The sequence below is a fragment of the Archangium sp. genome, assembly GCF_045802675.1.
GTDB lineage: Bacteria > Myxococcota > Myxococcia > Myxococcales > Myxococcaceae > Archangium.
Genome location: NZ_JBJMQO010000003.1, coordinates 18,903 through 37,396 on the forward strand (window position 1 = coordinate 18,903; position 18,494 = coordinate 37,396).

The following is an 18,494-nucleotide window of genomic DNA, read 5'->3' on the forward strand; positions in this document are numbered from 1 at the left end:
AGGGACCTCGAGCACGACACTGGAGCTCGACGTCTCGGGACATGGGGCCCCCGCATCACCGTACCGCCCGGGCTCAACGCGCCGACGTACCTGCTCGCCCGGACCCGCCGCCAGCTCGCTCTTCGTTACGCGGCCTCCGCGGAGGCGGAGAGAACCTGTTGCACCGCCCGGGGGATCGCCTCGAGCGATTCGACGATCCGATGGGCGGAGTGGAAGATCATCACGTTCTGCTGGGTGCGGTACCCAGCGACGGAGCACATGCGGCGGCGCGAGGAGTAGTAGAGAACGACGCGACGGCCCAGCGCCCAGGCATATCCCTGCACGGCGGCGCTCTCGGCGTCCATGTCCGAGCCGTCCCCCAGGGTGACGACGACCTGGCTGCGGCCGACGGCACGCAGATCCGCCGCCATCGCCGCGTCGCTGCTCCCGTGGAGATGTCGCTCGGAGATGCTGACCGTGAGGCCTCGCCGTGACAGCGCCTCCGCCACCCGCAGGGCCAGCAGGTGCTGGTACTCGTAGAGGCCGCCTCCGAACTCGAGGTGCACCCGGGCCGGCTCGGGCGACGGCGTCTCGTGGAGGCGCGCCGTCATGTCCCCTTCCTCGACCAGTGCTTCGAGGGCCTGTCCCACGCCCCGCTCGACGTCCTGGAGCGCGTCCTCGACTCGGGTGAGGTAACCCTCTCGCGTCGGCTGGGCCGCGGGAGGGAGGGCACTGACGTCCACGACCCGGTGCGACAGGAAGGCGAGCAGCGGCTCCACCTGGGCCGACTCCCGCTCGGGGCCGTAGGAGAAGCGCACGAAGCTCGAGGCGATGGAGAGCACGGGCACGCGGCGGACGGCGGCATAGCCCATCTCGAAGGCAATCCCGGCATCCTGCGCCAGCCCCTGGAACGGCGCGACCAGGGCCACGGCGTCATCCAGCTTCTCGCAGTCGATGCGGAAGATGGCCTCGGTCAGGGAGTCGTCCGGCCCCCTGAGCACGGCCTCGTTCGAGTCGCGAAAGGGCAGGAACGTCAGCGGCCCCACTGGGGCAATGCCACGCCGCTCGAGCACCCGCACCATCGCGGCATGGCAGGCCCGCTCGATCCTGGCGCCGTACAGCTTCCCCACGTGGTCGAACAGATGGGTAGCGACGTACACCGAGGATGCGCCACGTCCGAGCGCCTGGAGGTTCATCACGGACCTTGTCGAGGAGGGGGAGCGACGAGCATACCGCACCCGGGTTCGCGGTAACCCATGGCACCGGGGCAAGCCCACTCTGCGAGCCAGTCAGGGGGTCAGACGATTCGTCAGGGGCCATGTGTCGGTACGAGTTCTTTGACACCTTTCCAGTGCCGCCACGCCGACGCGTGCCAGCGGGCGCCCGCCCATGAAGTAACACAGGCCGCGGCGGCACAGCCGTTACACGGAGGACAGGAGCACGGCTGTGTCACGCGAGCCCCGAGCCGCGCCCCGCTACGCTGCGGCCAGGAGGAAGGACCCGTATGGCCAACACCAAAATCCACATCGTGGCGACCCTCATGGCGAAGCCGGGGCAGGAGGAGAAGGTGCGCGGCATGTTGCCAGAGAAGGAAGTCAGACGATTCAGAGAGACGACTCTGAGAGCGTGAGGTGTCAGAACAAGCACTTTGACACCTCACCCGCTCACCTTACCTAGTTATCGTGATCTGGTAACTGGCCTCCACGTAGCCGCCCTCCCGCGAGTTCAGATTGGTCTGGGTGAAGCTCTGCTCGCGCTTCGTTCCGTCCGAAAACACGAGTTGGAGGGTGGGAACGAACTCCCATTTGTCATTGCCACTGGCCCGAGAACCTACGGTGAACGTGCAGGCTGAGAGAGAGGAAATGGGGAAGGTACTGTCCACAATCTGCATCGACCTCACCTCTGTCCCCGGGTCATCCCACCCATCGTGGTCCCTATCCGAGCTGCAGCACTCCAGACGGGCGACGACATAGGGACACTTGAGGTGAGTGATAACTTGGGTGTCCCAGTCCTTATTGTTCGAGGTTTGTTTGAAGATGACCCGTGCCTCCTTCATCGTCGCCGGTGACAGTTTTGGTAACGGCGGTCGCGAGGAATCACCTTCAGCATCGCAGACCAAAGTCTGTGGCAATTGACCTCTTTCGAGTGAAGTCCAAAGGCTTCGATCCACCTTTCCTGGCTCCACTAGGTTCAAATCGCCCATTGGAACAGCCCAGGAGATCTCGATTCTGCCCTCGTCAAGTCCACCAATGACGATGGCCCCGACCTGCTTGCTCTCATCAATCAGCACGGGCGCTCCGGAATGACCGGGGATCAAATGACCCTCCAAGCTCAAGACATGCCGTGTGACATTCGGGCTTTTACGTTCTCCGAGGACCTTCAAATCCCCAGGCGGAAGCAGTTGGTTGAGCCGAACCCTCGGCGTGCTCCGAACGGTGAGTGAGGAACTCTCCAATTGCCCGGAGATACCTTTTGGATAACCGAGAGTTCGCAACTTCTTGATGCTGTTCCAATCGGGATTCTTCGCTTGCGGCAGTCCCAGATTCGCTCGGGTGCTATCGGCATCGAGCTCTTCCGATGAGAGCACGGCCACGTCGAGATCTGCATCGACATACTTTATTTCCAGTTCGGACCAGACGACTGCCCTGCTGCTCGAGAGGAATTCGGCCCTGATGTCGCTACAGCCAACCACACCATGAAGCGCGGTATAGATACCGCGCCCTGCTTGTAGGCGAAAGCCACTGAGCGTCTTGCCTTTACTCCCATCTTTGCACAGCCCCGTACGAATCTTGAAGACGTACTCAGAAGGTTGTGCCCAGGAACGTGTGGGCGTGACGGAGACAAGAAGCGCTGAAAGAAGTGCGAGAAGTGCTCTCACTGCATGCCTCCGGTACACAGAATCTCCGCGAGTTTCCGCAAGGATTGAGGAGTTTTCAATGCGCTGGCTACGTCTTTGACTTTCTTGTTCTCCGGGACCGATTGAAATAATCCTTGCAGGTCTTCGTCGGAAGCATGGGTCAACTCGGAGCACTCATCGCTTTGCATGCCCGAGAAAAGCACGCCCGATTTATTGGTAAGGAGTGAAGTGTCGGCCCGTGGCGGCACAAGATCCTTTGACGTCTCCGAGAATTGCAGCCGGAATAGCACTTCGGCTACCTCTTCAGGACGCTTGTTCAGGGTCTTGCTCCACTGGTCAATCATGAGCTGGGCCTCCTCCCGGTCGAGCCACTGCCTGTAGCGCTCGGGAGCAGTGGCCGGAAACTGCTGTTCAAACAACCTTCGAACGACTTCTCGGCGGCTCACTCCTACCTTTTCCCACTGCTCAGCCACTTCTCGCGTATGTGGCGCAAGCCACTGATGAGTCCTGGCCCACACCCCCAACGAAGCCCCAATAGCGAGGGTCGAAATGAAGATGCCCAGTGGGACGGCTGTTGCTTTCGGGAGTGAAAGGTTCCGTGCCTTTCCCTGGGATCCTCCGGCGGTCTCTTCAGGCTTGAGTCCAGCCAAGGCGCTGATAACGCTACTGGCAACAGCGACGATACCCGTGATGACTGTCAGTAGCACAGGCGATACGGAGAGCCCCATCAACCAGCCCACTCCCAAACCCGCAGCGACCAAGGCCAGGGTTTCTCTCAAACTGTCCTGCTTGTTCATGCTGTGTTCTTTCCTCTCCCACGAATGTCGACCGGTTCACGGATTTTACCTGAAGCACCAGCCGGTTTGGAACCACAGCGATTTCAAGGGCTTGGAGTGTGCCTGTAGGGTAGGAAGCCCCTGCATGACCATGCACCTCCTTTGAAGGGGAGTCAGATCGATGCGAACAAGAGGGACGGCATTGAGCAGGAGGGCAGTTCGCATGGCGAAGAAACCCAAGTCGAGTCTGACACCTTCTCTGGGTGAGAGGGGGCGGGCCGGCCGCACCGCCCCTTCTCTCCGGCATGCCGAAGGGCCGAGAAGGGTGTCAGACGACTCGTCGGGACGAGTCGAAGAGTGCGAGGTGTCGGAACGAGTTCTTTGACACCTCCTCGCCCAGGGTGCTCGTCGTGGCCTCGGAGCCGGTCAGCAGCAGGAGAAGAAGCCGAGATCTTTCCTGGGCGTCTTGCGGACCGCGGCTGAGGCCTCCGCTTCAGGAGGAGGTGGCTTGTCGAGGCGCACGATCCCGGTACGCTGCGGTTCATGCCCTCGAACGAGCGCGGAGCACGCAAGGCCCACGTGGTCATCCTGACCGCGATCACACTGGAGTACCAGGCGGCGCTCCATGTGGAGGCTGGTGCCTGGGAAGGGAGCCAGTGGGAGAAGGAGGAAGGCCCCAACGGTCTTCCGGTGGCATTCCGCACGTTTCGCGGAAAGGGAGGGAGGCCACTGCGCGTGGCGGTGGCGCAGGCGGGGGACATAGGGCCAGTGGCGGCAACGAATGCACTGCTGCCCCTGGTGCAGAAGTACGGTCCCCAGTGCGTGGCGATGAGCGGCGTGTGCGCGGGCCGCCCGGAAAAGACGAACCTCGGCGATGTGATCGCGGCCGAGCGTCTGTTCTTCCACGACACCGGCAAGAGGCTCCCGGACGAGGTGCAGCAGGATCTCAAGACATACAACCTCCGCGAGGACTGGAAGGTCGCACTCGAGCACTTCGACTTCGCCGGGCGCTTCCGCGAGGAGTCGTGGTGGAAGTCGCGCCCCTTGCGCTACGAGTGGCAGGAGAACTGGGTCCTCGCGAAGCTGAACGAGGGTATCGCGGACCCCTCGGCTCTCCCCGAGTGCACCGAGTGCTGCCCGCAGTGGGAGACAGTCATCGAGTCGCTCTGGAAGTCCGGCCACGTGCGGGACGGAACCCTTACCCTTACCGACGAGGGGAAGAGTCGCATCGGCCGGATCCTCATCAAGCACCGCAACCGCCGTCCCAACACCTCGCCCTCGGGAACGATGCTTCCCTTCAAGGTCCACGTCGCCGCGATGGGCAGCGGCAACCAGGTGATCGAGGATGAGTCAATCTGGACCTGCACGGCCGAATACGTACGCAAAGTGCAGGGCCTGGAGATGGAAGCTGCGGCCCTTGGCGCGCTGGCCCATGCCCAGCGGGACAAGAAGCTCGACGCGCTGGTGATGAAGGGCGTGATGGACTTCGCCAACCAGGGCCGCGACGACCACTTCAAGGCGTTCGCCGCCCGGGCCTCGGCCGAGTGCCTGCTCACGTTCCTTCGCGAGCAACTCGACGTGCGGGTGGAGCCCGATGTCGATGACCTGCTGGTGCCAGGGTTCGAAACCTTGCCGGAGAATCCACCCCCTTCCGCACTCCTCAATGCGCGATACGAGGTCGTGCCCTTCCACGAGCAAGGGCGAGAGGAGTTGCTTTCGGAGCTCGACCAGTGGTGCGACGAGGGACCCTCGGTCGCTGTGCGGCTGATTCATGCGGAGGGTGGGGCAGGCAAGACACGGCTCGCAATCGAGTGGACACGCCGCCGTAAAGCCCTCGGATGGGCCGCAGGCTTCCTGGCAAAACCGGTACCCGGAGACTGGTTCGAGCGCCTGTGTGGGCTTGGGCAACCGGTGCTAGTGGTGATCGACTACGCCGAGAGCCGTTCGGACCTGCGTGAGGCACTCATGCGGGCCTTGCGCTACGCCAAGCAGGAGGGAGCGAGTCATCAACTCCAGCGGATTCGCATCCTGCTCCTGGCTCGCAACAATGGGGACTGGTGGCAGTCGCTGCGGCAGGACGATACCGCGCTGGCGGCATGGCTCGACGAGACTCCTCCACGGCTCCTGCCACCGTTGGTCAGTGTGACAGCCGAGCAGGAGCAGGTATTTCAGGAGGCCGCAGAAAAGTTCGCGAAGATGCGAGGCAAGGAGTACGTGAAGCGCGCCTCCTTCCCACTCACGAATGCGCATTCCGAGCAGGTCCTCTACGTACACATGGCCGCACTCGCTGCGGTGGAGGGTCTCGCCTTCGAGGCAAACACTCTGATGGAGGTGATCCTCAACCACGAGGAGCGCTTCTGGGAAGCCCGTGCTCAGCAGGATGACGTGGTGCGCTCGCTGCATCGCTCCTTGGCGCGACAGATGGTTGCCGCCGCCACGCTTCAGGGGGGACTCACGACACCGTCCACAGCGTCCGCTGTTGCCGGACGGCTCCTCGGTCGCACACCTTCAGCCGATGAGCAGGCATTGCTCCTGCTGCTCCAGCGGATCTACCAACGAACCGGCATGACTTCCGACATGTTCCTTCCCGCCCTGGAACCAGACCTCCTCGGCGAGGGAATGGTGTGCCGTGTGGCCACACCAAAACTTAAGGGGGACCGTGTTCCGGACGATTGGATCAACCGGCTGTTCCCGCCCGAAGAGGAGCAACGTGTCGTGGTGGTAGGCATGGAGGTGCTCGGCCGAGCATCCGCCACGCAGCCTGTCGTGGTGCGACCGTGGATTGAACGACTGCTTACCGTGTCATTCCAGCAACGCGCGCGGCTCGCGCTGGAGGCTGTGAAGGCCATCGGGCTGCATACGGCGCTCTCGGAACTCGGCGATATATTGGCCGACCGGCTTGAGATGGACGGTGACGCAGCGTTGGCCCGTGAATTCGAAGCAGCGGGTATTCCTGAATCTACGATCTCGCTTCGTCGGGTTGCGGAATGGACGAGTCGCACGCTTTTGACCGCCTTGCCGTCATTGGAAGATGAACGAGTACTCGCTGAACGGGCGCGACTGCTCATCAGCTTGGGCAATAGGTCAGGCGCGCTGGGTCGGCGCGAGGAGGCGCTGCAGGCCACACACGAGGCCGTTGAAGTCTATCGAGTGCTGGCAGAACGCAACCCCGATGCCTTCCGGCCCAGCCTCGCTGGCAGCCTCAACAACCTCGGCATACGAATGAACGCACTAGGCCGGCGCGAGGAGGCGTTGCAGGCCACACACGAGGCCGTTGAAGTCTATCGAGCGCTGGCAGAGCGCAACCCCGATGCCTTCCGGCCCAACCTTGCGATGAGTCTCAACAACCTCGGCATACGGATGAGCGCGCTAGGCCGACGCGCGGAGGCGCTGCAGGTCACGCGCGAGGCCGTCGAAATTTATCGAGTGCTGGCAGAGCGCAACCCCGATGCCTTCCGGCCCAGCCTGGCTGGCAGCCTCAACAACCTCGGCAATTGGTTGGGCGAGCTGGGCCAACCAGCGGAAGCGCTGCAGGCCACGATCGAGGCTGTTGATGTCTGCCGAGAGTTGGCGAAGCGCAACCCCGACGCCTTCCAACCTGACCTCGCTGGCAGCCTCAACAATCTGGGCAACAGATTGGGAGAGTTGGACCGGCATGAGGAGGCGCTGGAGGCCACGCGCGAGACCGTTGAAGTCTTCCGAGAGCTGGCGAAGCGCAACCCCGAAGCATTCTGGCCTGCCCTCGCTGGTGGCATCAACAACTTGGGCAACAGATTAGACGAGTTGGGCCGACACGCGGAGGCACTAGATACCACACGCGAGGCCGTTGAACTTCGCCGGGAACTTGCGAAGCGCAATCCCAATACCTTCCGACCTGATCTTGCGACCAGCCTCCACAATCTGGGCGTCACCTTGAGCGAGCTGGGTCAACATAAGGAAGCCCTGCAGGTGATGCGCGAGGCCGTTGAACTTCGCCAAGAACTGGCGAAGCACAACCCCGACGCCTTCCGCCCTAAACTCGCTACCAGCCTCAACAACCTAGGCAAAAAATTAAGCACGCTGGGCCGACACGGGGAGGCGCTGGAAGCTACCCGCGAGGCTGTTGAGAATCTCTGGCCCTTCTTCGAACAGCACCCGGCTGCCTTCGCTGGAAATATCGCCACCATGCTTCGACAGCTTTTGGAGCTTCACCAATTCCTCCAGCGCCCACTTCCTCCCGAGCTTCAGAAACACATCATCGTGTTCGCCCGCCTCGCTAGGCATTGACCCGTAGTTCTCAGGTGGATGCCGAACATTCCCCTCCGCGCGGCTACGCTGTCTTCCGGCGGCCCTCGAGGATCTTCAGGAACGAGCGGGTGCGCAGTTCATCCAGGGTCAACCCCGCGGCTCGCGCCTCCTCCTCGGTGAGCGCGCCGCAGGCAATGCCTCGCAGGAAGTAGTTCAGCAGTCCCTGGCCCGTCGCCGCGTCGTCGAACACGTCCCCGAGCAGCGTCGCCTGCGCCGCCTTGTCCATGAAGGACTTCAGCCGCGCCGAGGCCGCCTCCAGTCCCTCCAGGAAGAAGGCATACACCGCCGCGTAGCGTACTGGTAGCTGCGCCGGGTGCAGGTCCCAACCCTGGTAGAAGCCCCGCTCCAGCGAGTTGCGCGTGTGTCCGTACGCCAGGCGCCACGCCCGGTGCACCACGTCGCGGTTCTCCTGCTTCTGCGCTTCCGTCAGCGGATTCGCGCCCTTCTTGTGTGGGCCCACCGGCATCACCGTGGTGGCCCCGTCCGAGAGCGCCACGTCCATGCCCGCCAAGGACAGTTGCATCAGCTCGCGCGCGAGGTGGCTCGCCGGGTGCGTCATGCTCTGGTACGCGGCGGTGATTCCGAGCGCCGCCGTATAGTCATACACGCCGAGGTGTGCTCCCACGCAGCGTCCCTGTGCCGCCGTCACCAGCCCCGGCAGCGCGAGCCGCCCTTCCCTATCGAACAGGGACTGGGGCGTCTCCACCATCAGCTCCAGCTTCAGAACTCCCGCGGGCAGGCCCCGCTCCTGCTCCAGCACCTCGAGCATGCGCGCCAGTGCCGCCACCTGCTCGGGGCACGTGATTTTCGGCAGGGTGATGACGAAGTTCTCCGGCAGCTCGTTGCCCGTGCGCTCCAGCAGCGTGCTGACGAAGAGGTCCAACGTGCGCGCGGCCCGGTCGAACAGCTCCTCGGAGAGCGATTTGACCCGGATGCCGATGAAGGGCGGCAACGTACCCTCCGCCTGGCCCTTCGCGAGTTGCTCGGCGGCGGAGACCGCGTGGCCGTCCTCCTCCGCGTCCGGCCGGTGCCCGTAGCCGTCCTCGAAGTCGATGCGGAAGTCCTCCACCGCCTCGCGCTGGAGCTTCGCCAACACCCGCTCGTGCACGCGCCTCGCGAGCTCCTCGCCGCCCAACTCCAGACACGTGGCGAGCGTCCTCGCGTCCGGCGCGTACTCCTGCAGCGCGGCCAGGGCGAGCTGCCCCATCTTCCTCGCCGTGTCTGATTTGAACAGGTGCGCGCCCCCGTACACCACGTGCACGGGCTGGCGGCGGGAGGACTCGCCCGGGTACGTGCGGGCGTACGCCTGATTGGCCTTCTTCAGCGCCTCTCGCGCGGCGGAGAGGCGCTCGGGTTTCAGGGTCGTCTGCATAGCGGCGAGGGCTCAGCTCCCCCGGTACGTCGAGTAACCGAAGGGGCTCAGCAGCAGGGGGACGTGGTAGTGCTCGTCCGTGGCGGAGAGCTCGAAGACGACCGACACGTACGGGTAGAAGCCGCGCACGGAATTGGCCTTGAAGTACTCCGCCGTGTGGAACGTCATGCGGTAGGTGCCCGGCTCCAGGCGCGTGCCCGTGGGCAGGAAGTCGCGCACGCGGCCATCCGAATTCGTGGTGCCGCGCGCCAGCTCGCGCCAGCCATCGCCGGCCTGCGCTTCCAGGGTGATGGGGACGCCAGCGGCCGGGCGGCCCCACTGCGTATCGAGGACGTGGGTGGACAGGGTGCTCATACGGTGGTGAAGAGCTTCTCCAGTCGGATGCGGGTGATTTTCGCCTGCTCGCCGGCCGCGACGCGCAGCTCCTCGTCCGGGGCGTTCTTCATGCGCTCGCGCAACAGGCCGAGCATCTCCCCGGCGCTCTTGCCCGTGGCGCACACCAGGAAGATGAAGCCGAAGCGCTCCTCGTACTCGCGGTTGCCGTCGGCGAGCCCCTGCAGCACTTCCTCGCTGGCCTCCTGCACGCCGCGCTGCTCCTGCGAGGACCAGGTGGCGGTGGCCTTGTACTTCTCCCGCAGCTTCGACACGTCGCCGATGCGCGGGTGGTGCGTCATCGCCTCGCGCCAGTCCTCGGGGCCCGTCTGGGACCAGAGCCGCTCGGCCTCCGCGTACACGGAGGCCTCGCTGGCGAAGGGACGCGCGCGGGCCATGCCCTCGGCCCAGCGCGTGGAGCCGCAGCAGCGCAGCAGCTCCGCCCGGGCCTCCTCGAAGGGCAGGCCATTGAGCCACGCGAGCCGGTTCATGCTCACACCGCCCGCCCGTGCACGCGCAGCCGGCTGATGCCGCCATCCGGGAAGATGTTCAGCCGCACGTGGGTGAAGGGCCCCTTGGCCTGAAGCTCGGCCTCGTAGAAGTGCCGGTGGTGCGCCTGGAGCTTCGTGCGCGGCAGAATCTCCTGCCAGGTGATGTCCTTCGCGTTGGCGAAGTCGAGAATGTCTTCCTTCAGGAAGCACCCCTCCAGCGAGGCCATGTCCGGGAAGTTGCCCTTGAAGTGGTTGGTGTCCAGCTCCACGCGCTGCACGGTGCCGGGGGCGGCGAGCTTCACCACAATCCAGTCAAAGCCAGGCACGCGCTTGCGGCGCGTCTCCCAGCCCTCGCCCATGGTGGTGGCGCGGCCGGGGAGGATGAGGTTGTCCTTGGGCCCGAAGAAGGCGTCGTTGGTGGTGACGACGAGGCCGCCGTTCTCCGCCGCGGCCAGGTCCACCCCCTCGCCCGAGCGCAGCTTCTCCAGGTCCGGCTTCACCACGCCGTGCACGCGCAAGCGCGCCACGCCGCCGTCCGGGTAGATGTTGAGGCGCAGGTGCGTCCAGCGCCGCTCGCTCGCCACGGGCAGGTAGTTCTGCGTGCCGCCCACCAGCTTCGTCCGGGGGACGATCTCCGTCCACGTGGCCTTCTGCAGCTCCTCGGGCGAGGGCTGGCCCTGCGTCTCGAGCGCGTCCACCGAGGCGTACTCGGGGAAGTTGCCGATGAAGTGGTTGGTGTCCACGTTCACGCCGCGGATGACGCCGGGCAGGCCGAGCTGGATGAGGCACCAGTCGTAGCCCGGGACGCGCTTGCGCCGCGTCTCCCAGCCGTCCATCCACTTGCCGAACTCGGTGTACTTGTCCGGGATGAAGACGCCTCGGCCCGGCTTGAGCAGGTTCTCCTTGGGGGCGAAGAACTCGTCGTTGGCGTAGAGGGCGCGGCCGCCCACCTTCTCGGCCGCGAGGTCGATGAGCTCGGCGAAGGCGACTCGCACCTTGCCTTCCTCGGGTGTTTGCATGCTCGGAGTTTCTCCTGGGAAAGACTGTAGCTAGGCCACCGGCCGCGAGGTGCCAGGACGGCGCACCCACTCGCCCACCGGGCGCTTCGTGAATTCACCGCGCGTCTGCACCTGCTGGCCCCGGACGTACGTGCGCTCGACCACGCCCACCAGCGCGCGGCCCGCGTACGGCGTCAGCGAGTGACGGTGGAGCACGCGCGAGGGCTCGGGCGTGAAGGTGGCCTCGGGGTCGAAGACGATGAGGTCCGCGTCCGCGCCGGGCGCAATCGAGCCCTTGAGGCCCTCCAGGCCGGTGAGGCGGGCGGGGTTCTGGCACATCCAGCGCACCAGGGACTCGAGCCCGTGGCCGCGCGCGCGGGCCCCCGTCCACACGGCGGGCAGGCTGAACTGGAGCGAGGCGATGCCGCCCCACGCCGCGGCGAAGTCTCCGCGCTCCAGGTGCTTGAGGCCCGGGGTGCAGGGCGAGTGGTCCGACACCACCATGTCGATGTCCCCTCGCGCCAGGCCCTCCCAGAGCTTCTCGCGGTTCTCCGCCTCGCGGATGGGCGGAGCGCACTTGAGGTAGGTGGCGCCGTCGGGAATGTGCTCGGCGTCGAAGGTGAGGTAGTGGGGGCACGTCTCGGCGCCGAAGGGCAGGCCCTCGCGGCGGGCGGCCGCGATGTCCGGCAGCGCGTCCGAGGACGACAGGTGGACGATGTGCACGCGGCCGCGGTGCTTGCGGCACAGCTCGATCATCATCCGGATGGCGTCGTCCTCCCAGCGGCGGGGGCGGGACTCGAGGTAGCTGCGGTAGGTGCGCGTGTCGCCCTGGGGCGGGCGCTCGTCCGGCGTCATCTCCGCGTGGACGATGAGGGGCACGCCGCGCCGGGCGAGGATGGGCATGGCGCGGTCCAGATCCTCGCGGGTGACGTGGGGGAACTCGTCCACGCCCGAGTGGATGAGGAAGCATTTGAAGCCGGTGACGCCCGCGTCGATCATCGCGTCCAGCTCGCCCGCGTTGCCCGGGATGACGCCGCCCCAGAAGCCGTAGTCGATGGTGCAGTGGCCCTCGGCGGCGGCGGCCTTCTGGCGCAGCGCCTCGCGGCTGGTGGTGGCGGGAATCGAGTTGAGCGGCATGTCCACCACGGTGGTGATGCCGCCCGCGGCCGCCGCTCGCGTGGCCGTCTCGAAGCCCTCCCACTCGGTGCGGCCGGGCTCGTTGATGTGCGCGTGGCAGTCCACCACGCCGGGCATGAGCACCTTGTCGCCGAGGTCTTCCACCGGCAGGCCCGCGGGCACCTCCGAGGGCGCCAGCACCGCGGCCACCTTGCCGTCTCGAATCACCACCGCGGCCTCGCGCACGCCACCCGGGGTGACGACTCGCCGGCTGCGCAGTACCTGCTCACCGCTCATGGCTCGAACTCCTTGACGTCGTAGCTCATCGGGAGGCCGTACTTCATACCGGAGATGCTCGCCCGGCCGAAGCCCCACGAGAGAGGGGGGGACAGTCAAATCACGCCCCACCCCCTCCGCGCCAAGGGGGGGCCGCGGACTGACGGCATGCGAACGAAATGGGCCCGGGGTCCGCGATACCCTCACCCCGTCCCTCTCCTGGAGGGCGAGGGGAAATGGGCACGGGGCAAGGAGAAGCGCAGCGCGAGCGCCCCCCCATGCGAGTCCCCGTCCCGCTACTTCACCATCATCGTGTACGAGGCGACGGTGTTCGACGTGCTCGCACTGGGGTTCTGGAACTTCACCCGGACGTAGCAGTTGCCCGCCGAGCCGCTGGTGAAGCCCTTCGAGCCCACGCCGTTGCTGGCGAGCAGGGTGACCTTGTCCGGCCCGTAGACGTCGAAAACGAGGCCGGTGCCCGCGGAGGACAGGGTGGCGGTGTACGCGGTGCTCGCGGCCACCGGCACGGAGAACCAGTCCACGTCGGCGGCCACCTGCAGCTTGCCGGCGGTGGCGGTGCCAAGGGTGAGCACCGTGGGGCTTGTGTTGGTATCGGAGTGGTCATCCACGCCCCGGTCCGTGAGCTGGAAGTTGTAGGAGGCCACGGCATCGGAGAGCGCCCTGAGCCGCACGTAGTACGTCCCCGCGGTGGTCATCCGGTAGATGACCTGGGCGTTGAAGCCGCTCACCGTGTCCGACACCAACACGGTGCCTCCGGAGTTCATCAGGTACAGGCCGCAGCTGAACGTGCCGCCGGTAGCGCAGGTGAAGCTGAACGCCTGGTTGGCCTGGGCCTGGAAGGAGAACCAGTCCTCGTCGCCCAGGAAGTCCAGATTGCCGACCGTGGGGCTGGTGGAGGGGGTGATGGCCGTGGCCGTGGCGAGCGTCTCGCCATGGTCGTCCGTGCCCAGGTCCTTCAGGGTCCACTGGTAGCTGTAGGGCGTGAGGCTGGGCGGGGCACCCGACGCCAGCAGCTTCACGTAGTAGGTGCCCGCCGTGGCGAACTTGTATTGCAGCACCGCCTCCACACCCGGGGCCGAGGCCGTCACCGTGCGCAGCGTCGCGCTCGCGGCCGTCAGGTAGACGGCGTTGCATTTCACGCCGGAGGCGGTGCAGGTGAACTCGTAGATGTGGCCCGCCGCCACCGGGAACGAGAGCACGTCGAGGTCATCGGGGAGCTCGAACTCCGCGGCCGTCGAGGCGCTCGGCGAGGGCGTCACCGCGAAGGCCGATTCCACCACGTCGCCGTAGTCGTCCTTGCCCAGGTCCTTCAGCACCCACTGGTAGCCGCCGTCGGCGAAGGCGGCCTTGGCGGTGACCCGCGCGTAGACGATGCCCGCGGTGGTGAACTCGTTCGCCACGTACGAGACGCCCGAGACCGTGCTGCCCGCCTTCCACACCGAGCCCTGCTCATTCACGAAGGCCACGTCGCAGGTGAAGTGCGTCTGCGGGTCGCAGAAGAACTGGTAGATGTGGCCCGCCTCGGCCTGGAACGAGAACACGTCCAGGTCCTCGGCGTACTCGAGCTTGCTCGCGGTGTACGCCGTGCCGGCGACGACCGCCGTGGCCTGCGCGGGCGTGTTCGGATGGTCGTCGATCCCGAGGTCCGTGACCGTGAACGTGTAGCTCGCGCGCTGCTTGCCGGAGCGCTCGCTCACGCGCAGGAAGTACTCGCCCGTGGTGCTCACCAGGGTGGTGAATCGCGGAGTGGCGGACTCACTCGAGAGCACCACCGTCGTCTCATCCGTGTCGAGCAGTTCCAACCGCAACGCCGCCGCGAGCGAGGTGGACCACGCTGCCTGGAAGACATAGGCGTGGCCCGCCTCCAGGTGCACCCGCACCACGTCCGTGTCGCCGAGGAACTGCAGCGCCCCACCGTGCGCCGTTCCATCGGGCGTGAGGGAGGGCGTGGTGACCTGCGCGGGCGTGTCCGGGAGATCGTCGGTACCCAGTTCCCCGAAGGAGACGCTGTAGGAGCCCAACGAGGCGCGATCCGCCGAGAGGACCCGGGCATAGAGGGAGCCGGTGGCGCGGGCCTTGTACGCCACGTCCGTCCCCGACGCGCCAGCGCTCTCCGAGGCGAGCTGGGTGGTGCCGTCCGCGTCATACAGGTCCACGCGCATGGCCAGGCCCAGGTCACCGAAGGCGGACACCTCGTAGATGGTGCCCGCGGTGGCGTCGAGGCGGAACCAGTCCTCGTCCGCCGAGGAGGTGAGCGTGTGCGGCTCCGAGGGGCCCGAGGTGCTCACCATGCGCGCGAGCGCCGGGCACTCATCGGGCTCGAAGGCATCGCCCAGGGAGTGCTGGCCCGCGCAGGTGGGCGTGGGCTCGCGCTGGCAGCCATCCCCCTGGGGGGTGTAGCCCGCGACGCACGCGCAGACAGCCTTCCCATTGGACACCGAGCAGTCCGTCTTGTTCGGCGCGGTGCAGGGATTGGGCTGGCAGGGGTTGGCGGGCGGCGGCGTGACGTCCGTCCCGTCATCCGTCCCGATTTTTCCAGGACAACCCGCGCACAACACCACCAGCGCCACCGCGGTGACCACATACCTCGGGAAGACCCTCATCTGTCTGTTTCGCCTCCGTAAAGGGCGCAGAATACACGCCCACCCGGCGAGAACAGAGAGAGCGGCCAGAAGCGCGGCCGCGGACGGCGCTCAGCGCTCGTGCAGGGGCGGCGTGCCGGCGCGGCGTGACGCATCCGGCTCCACCGGATGAGACCACGCCGAGCCCTCCGGCTCCGGCTGGTAGCGCTGCACCTCGCGCACCACGAAGAAGGCCGCCGCGGACAACACCCCGAGGTCGTCCAACCACCCGAGGATGGGGAGGACATCCGGAATCGCGTCCACCGGGGAGACGAAGTAGATGACGGCCAGCAACCCGGCCAGCCTCCGCCACAGCGGCACGCGCGGGTCTCGCACGTAGCGGAAGAACCGGGTTCCCATTGCTCGAAGGCCAGTGGCGTTCATGTCCTCTCCTACGATTGGAGGCGCACATCCATTGCGGCCCCTCCACCGTAGGCGTCTGGCCGCTCGCGGGGCAAGCGGCCTCGTGGACGGGAGTCTCCTCCGTGTCTTCCCGGCGTCGCCTCAGTCCTCGCACTCCGGGGGCTTGGGCTTCTTGTCCTTCTTCGCGCCGCCCCGCACCTGCGCGCCGTCGTCCTCGCAGACATCATCGGGCCCCGGGTGCTTCTCGAAGGGCGGACGCTGCTCGAGGAAGGCCTCCATCAACTGCTGCCGGTACGGGAGGAAGGTGCCCACCAGCGCCTCGGAGAGGCCGTAGCGGGGACCGTCCGGTCCGTCCTCCTGTATGCGCTCGCTCACGTGCACGAACTCGTAGGGCTTGGACTTGTTGGGCCAGGTGAGCCCGCCCCCGAGGTTCACGTTGGTGCTCAGCTGGTGGCAGCCCGCGCAGGAGAGCGTCTGGGACCGCGCGACGATGTTGGCCGGGGTGAGCTTGCTGCCCAGCCGGGTGAGCTCCTCCTGGAGCTTCGTCTTCAGCGGGCTCGGGCCATTGCCGAAGTGGAAGACGTAGAGGTTCTCCGTGCCGCTCGAGTTGCTCTGCCCCGTGTTGAAGCGATCCTCGGTCGCCATCGTGTAGCGAAGCACGTCGTTGGCCGCCAGCGTCTCCACCTGCGAGACGAACAGTTGCTCGAAGTCCTCCTTGAGCGGATGGCTCACCTTGGCGCTGAAGAGCACGCCGGCCGGGTTCGTCTTCACCGTGTCCGGCTCGAAGCGCAGGGTGCACGCGTCGCCCGTGCAGCGCTTGCGCACGCGGAACTCGCGCAGCGTCCAGGTGGGCTGCATGAACTGATTGGTGCGCACCTGGCCGGTGACGCGGTCCGTGGCATTGCCCAGGTTGTCGATGTGGATGACGGGGGAGAACTCCCCCAGACCCTCGAAGTAGAAGCGGTGGAGGGCCTCGGCGCGCGCCGCCACGTCCGGCTCCCGGGAGAGCTCCGCCCAGAAGCGCATCACCTTGCGGCACCCGTGGATGCCCTTCTTCGGATGCGGGTTGGGCAGCACGCCCTCGAAGGCAATCAGGTTGCGGCTGTTCGCGTCGGTGCTGCCCGGGCGGCGTGCGAAGACGATGCGGTACTCGCCACAGTCGCTCCCGTCCTGCGCCGCCAGGTCGAAGCGGTTGAAGAGCCCGATGGGCACGTAGGTCGCGGCGTTGGTGTCGGGCGAGGTGAAGGAATTCTCCTTCGCCTGATCTCCCTCCTTGCGCGAGCAGGCGTAGGCGAAGCCGTTGAAGCCCGGCTTGCCATCCGGAAGCACCTGATCATCGCAGTGCGGTCCGCCCAGGCCCAGGCCCGGCGCCTTCCGCTGCGAGTCCCACCACTCCTGGTAGAGCCGCAGCCCGGTGAGGTCCGGAACGCCGCTCTGCTCGGCGAGCCGGTTCATCACCTCCTCGAAGCTGAAGCGCGACAGGATGGCCGTGTCCGTCACCGCCAGCGAGCGCCGTGGATCCAACACGACGTCCAGCTTGGGCTTCGCCAGGGATTGGGTGTCGCCCAGGGGCAACAGCCCGATACCGCGGCGCTCCGGGTGGAGCGAGACCTGGTGTGGAGCAGCGGGAACGGCGGGTGGCTCGGTGGTCACGCCGCACGCAGTGAGGGCCGTGACGCCTGTCACGGCCAGGAACAAGAACGAACGCATCTGAATGAACCCCCCTCATGCGGGCCGCCCGACTCCAGACGAAGGCGTGCCTGCCCCCAGAACTTAAGAATCGAGGCAAGGCGGGGTTGACCGTCCGGCACCCGACGGCCGGCATGGGACTGGGGACAGGGTTCGTACGACTACCCGACCCTGTCCTGCCCTGGAGGGCAACTACGCGCGGGGCGCGACTGGGGCTGGGGCACGCCTCCAGCGCTGGTACGCCGCCCAGATGCAGCCGAGCAATCCCACCGCAGCCACCGCACCGCCTACCAGGAGGCCTTGTACCGGGTGCCGGCATACAGGCAGCGGCGCTTCCAGGGAGAAGGTGGGACAGTCAAATACATAGAGCGCGGCCATGCCCATCCAGCACCAGGCCCAGAAAAGCCCTGACACCAGGAGCAGCACCGAAAGCCCGAGGCCGAGCCTCTTCCACCAGAGATGTGGGGCATTCATGGTGATTCCTCCCATGACTCGGGCTCTCGTCAGATCTTCCCCAGGTCGGGCTTGCGCGGGTCGGGCAGGGGAACGACCTTCGTCGAGCAGCGATCGAGCACACCCGCGGCGAAGGTCTGGCACTGGTTGGTGGGAGTCCAGGCCCCCAGCGGTTTGCCCAGTTCCAGCTCGCGATTGACGCACGCCTCGTCCACATCCACGACACGCTCGCAGGTGGAGTCAGGAAGGTTTCCCCGACCTGTGTGATCGTTGAGTCGTGTTTGTGAGAAGGGCATGTTCACTCGATCGCCAGGAACACTCCCATCATCGGGGCCCATCCCCGCCTCCTTGGTGGAAGTCCGCAGCCAGTGGTGCTTCAAGCCGAGCTCATGGAGGACAGGCACATCCGCGGTGCGCTTGCAGAGTTCCACCCCCCGGCCGAGTGCCGCCGCGGCCTGCTCCTTCTGTCGCGCCCGGAGCATCTCCAGGAGCTTCAGTTCCTCTCCCTGTGGCATGTCGGCGCGGCTGAACGGCTGGGCCGGTGCGTGGCAACTCGACTCCTGCGCACCACGCGGCTGGGGCAGGTAGGCCTCGAGGGTGTTCGCGGTGACTGAGGACGAGCACTGATTGCTGGGACTCGTTCCGTGCTCCTTCGCCACCGCGGGCGACGAAGACACAGCCGAGGAATCGACGGCCGTGGAGAGCGTCTGCGCACTACGAGAGGAAACGGGATCCATGTGGGCTCCGGGAATGGGTCTCCCTACGTCGTGCAACCCATATGCCCTCCGCATTGCTCCTGATTCCGAGGACTTGCGGCACAACG

General features: G+C 66.2%; 14 protein-coding genes. 2 read left to right on the top strand and 12 right to left on the bottom strand.

What is annotated here, in order from left to right; genetic code table 11:
* Nucleotides 1-125: 125 nt before the first annotated feature.
* On the bottom strand, nt 126-1,175 hold the full coding sequence (locus ACJ8AN_RS00440) for a nucleoside 2-deoxyribosyltransferase (protein WP_407753174.1): 1,050 nt from the start codon (nt 1,173-1,175) through the stop codon (nt 126-128).
* A 308-nt stretch (nt 1,176-1,483) separates the two neighbouring features.
* Between ACJ8AN_RS00440 and ACJ8AN_RS00445 the strand changes: the two genes are divergently transcribed.
* On the top strand, nt 1,484-1,609 hold the full coding sequence (locus ACJ8AN_RS00445; protein ID WP_407753175.1) for a hypothetical protein: 126 nt from the start codon (nt 1,484-1,486) through the stop codon (nt 1,607-1,609).
* Nucleotides 1,610-1,648: 39 nt separating this feature from the next.
* On the opposite strand, the gene ACJ8AN_RS00450 is transcribed toward ACJ8AN_RS00445, so the two are convergent.
* Together ACJ8AN_RS00450 and ACJ8AN_RS00455 are read right to left on the bottom strand one after the other, a co-directional pair.
* Nucleotides 1,649-2,857, bottom strand: a complete 1,209-nt coding sequence (locus tag ACJ8AN_RS00450; RefSeq protein ID WP_407753176.1) for a trypsin-like peptidase domain-containing protein — start codon at nt 2,855-2,857, stop codon at nt 1,649-1,651.
* Nucleotides 2,854-3,633 (bottom strand): hypothetical protein, encoded by a 780-nt coding sequence (locus ACJ8AN_RS00455; protein ID WP_407753177.1) that lies wholly within the window; start codon nt 3,631-3,633, stop codon nt 2,854-2,856. The genes ACJ8AN_RS00450 and ACJ8AN_RS00455 overlap by 4 nt, the downstream gene beginning before the upstream one ends.
* Nucleotides 3,634-4,191: 558 nt before the next feature.
* On the opposite strand from ACJ8AN_RS00455, the gene ACJ8AN_RS00460 reads away from it, so the two are divergent.
* The gene (locus tag ACJ8AN_RS00460; RefSeq protein ID WP_407753178.1) at nt 4,192-7,878 is read left to right on the top strand and encodes a tetratricopeptide repeat protein; all 3,687 of its coding nucleotides are present in this window, start codon (nt 4,192-4,194) and stop codon (nt 7,876-7,878) included.
* Nucleotides 7,879-7,921: 43 nt separating this feature from the next.
* Here the strand turns inward: ACJ8AN_RS00460 and ACJ8AN_RS00465 are convergent, their stop codons facing one another.
* From ACJ8AN_RS00465 to ACJ8AN_RS00505, 9 genes are all read right to left on the bottom strand, one after another.
* A complete protein-coding gene (locus ACJ8AN_RS00465; RefSeq protein WP_407753179.1) occupies nt 7,922-9,271 on the bottom strand; it encodes a DUF6986 family protein in 1,350 nt (449 codons plus the stop codon).
* 12 nt (nt 9,272-9,283) lie between these two features.
* Entirely contained in the window at nt 9,284-9,625 is a 342-nt protein-coding gene (uraH, locus tag ACJ8AN_RS00470; protein ID WP_407753180.1) for a hydroxyisourate hydrolase, read from the bottom strand.
* Nucleotides 9,622-10,134 (bottom strand): 2-oxo-4-hydroxy-4-carboxy-5-ureidoimidazoline decarboxylase, encoded by a 513-nt coding sequence (gene uraD / locus ACJ8AN_RS00475; protein ID WP_407753181.1) that lies wholly within the window; start codon nt 10,132-10,134, stop codon nt 9,622-9,624. The genes uraH and uraD overlap by 4 nt, the downstream gene beginning before the upstream one ends.
* A gap of 2 nt (nt 10,135-10,136) precedes the next feature.
* A complete protein-coding gene (gene alc, locus ACJ8AN_RS00480; protein ID WP_407753182.1) occupies nt 10,137-11,153 on the bottom strand; it encodes an allantoicase in 1,017 nt (338 codons plus the stop codon).
* A gap of 30 nt (nt 11,154-11,183) precedes the next feature.
* Nucleotides 11,184-12,545, bottom strand: a complete 1,362-nt coding sequence (gene allB, locus ACJ8AN_RS00485; protein WP_407753183.1) for an allantoinase AllB — start codon at nt 12,543-12,545, stop codon at nt 11,184-11,186.
* A 275-nt stretch (nt 12,546-12,820) separates the two neighbouring features.
* Nucleotides 12,821-15,148, bottom strand: a complete 2,328-nt coding sequence (locus ACJ8AN_RS00490; RefSeq protein ID WP_407753184.1) for a PPC domain-containing protein — start codon at nt 15,146-15,148, stop codon at nt 12,821-12,823.
* A 90-nt stretch (nt 15,149-15,238) separates the two neighbouring features.
* Nucleotides 15,239-15,550, bottom strand: a complete 312-nt coding sequence (locus tag ACJ8AN_RS00495; protein ID WP_407753185.1) for a YkvA family protein — start codon at nt 15,548-15,550, stop codon at nt 15,239-15,241.
* A gap of 120 nt (nt 15,551-15,670) precedes the next feature.
* Nucleotides 15,671-17,239: a hypothetical protein gene (locus ACJ8AN_RS00500; protein ID WP_407753186.1), complete on the bottom strand. Its 1,569-nt coding sequence runs from the start codon at nt 17,237-17,239 to the stop codon at nt 15,671-15,673.
* Between the two features lie 482 nt (nt 17,240-17,721).
* A complete protein-coding gene (locus ACJ8AN_RS00505) occupies nt 17,722-18,408 on the bottom strand; it encodes a hypothetical protein (RefSeq protein ID WP_407753187.1) in 687 nt (228 codons plus the stop codon).
* Nucleotides 18,409-18,494 lie beyond the last annotated feature (86 nt).

What these genes read in the sequence shown, in the direction of transcription:
- ACJ8AN_RS00440 (WP_407753174.1), bottom strand. Translation starts at nt 1,175, where the DNA reads ATGAACCTCCAGGCGCTCGGACGTGGCGCATCCTCGGTGTACGTCGCT.
- ACJ8AN_RS00445 (WP_407753175.1), top strand. Translation starts at nt 1,484, where the DNA reads ATGGCCAACACCAAAATCCACATCGTGGCGACCCTCATGGCGAAGCCG.
- ACJ8AN_RS00455 (WP_407753177.1), bottom strand. Translation starts at nt 3,633, where the DNA reads ATGAACAAGCAGGACAGTTTGAGAGAAACCCTGGCCTTGGTCGCTGCG.
- ACJ8AN_RS00465 (WP_407753179.1), bottom strand. Translation starts at nt 9,271, where the DNA reads ATGCAGACGACCCTGAAACCCGAGCGCCTCTCCGCCGCGCGAGAGGCG.
- uraH (WP_407753180.1), bottom strand. Translation starts at nt 9,625, where the DNA reads ATGAGCACCCTGTCCACCCACGTCCTCGATACGCAGTGGGGCCGCCCG.
- uraD (WP_407753181.1), bottom strand. Translation starts at nt 10,134, where the DNA reads ATGAACCGGCTCGCGTGGCTCAATGGCCTGCCCTTCGAGGAGGCCCGG.
- alc (WP_407753182.1), bottom strand. Translation starts at nt 11,153, where the DNA reads ATGCAAACACCCGAGGAAGGCAAGGTGCGAGTCGCCTTCGCCGAGCTC.
- allB (WP_407753183.1), bottom strand. Translation starts at nt 12,545, where the DNA reads ATGAGCGGTGAGCAGGTACTGCGCAGCCGGCGAGTCGTCACCCCGGGT.
- ACJ8AN_RS00490 (WP_407753184.1), bottom strand. Translation starts at nt 15,148, where the DNA reads ATGAGGGTCTTCCCGAGGTATGTGGTCACCGCGGTGGCGCTGGTGGTG.
- ACJ8AN_RS00495 (WP_407753185.1), bottom strand. Translation starts at nt 15,550, where the DNA reads ATGAACGCCACTGGCCTTCGAGCAATGGGAACCCGGTTCTTCCGCTAC.
- ACJ8AN_RS00500 (WP_407753186.1), bottom strand. Translation starts at nt 17,239, where the DNA reads ATGCGTTCGTTCTTGTTCCTGGCCGTGACAGGCGTCACGGCCCTCACT.
- ACJ8AN_RS00505 (WP_407753187.1), bottom strand. Translation starts at nt 18,408, where the DNA reads ATGGATCCCGTTTCCTCTCGTAGTGCGCAGACGCTCTCCACGGCCGTC.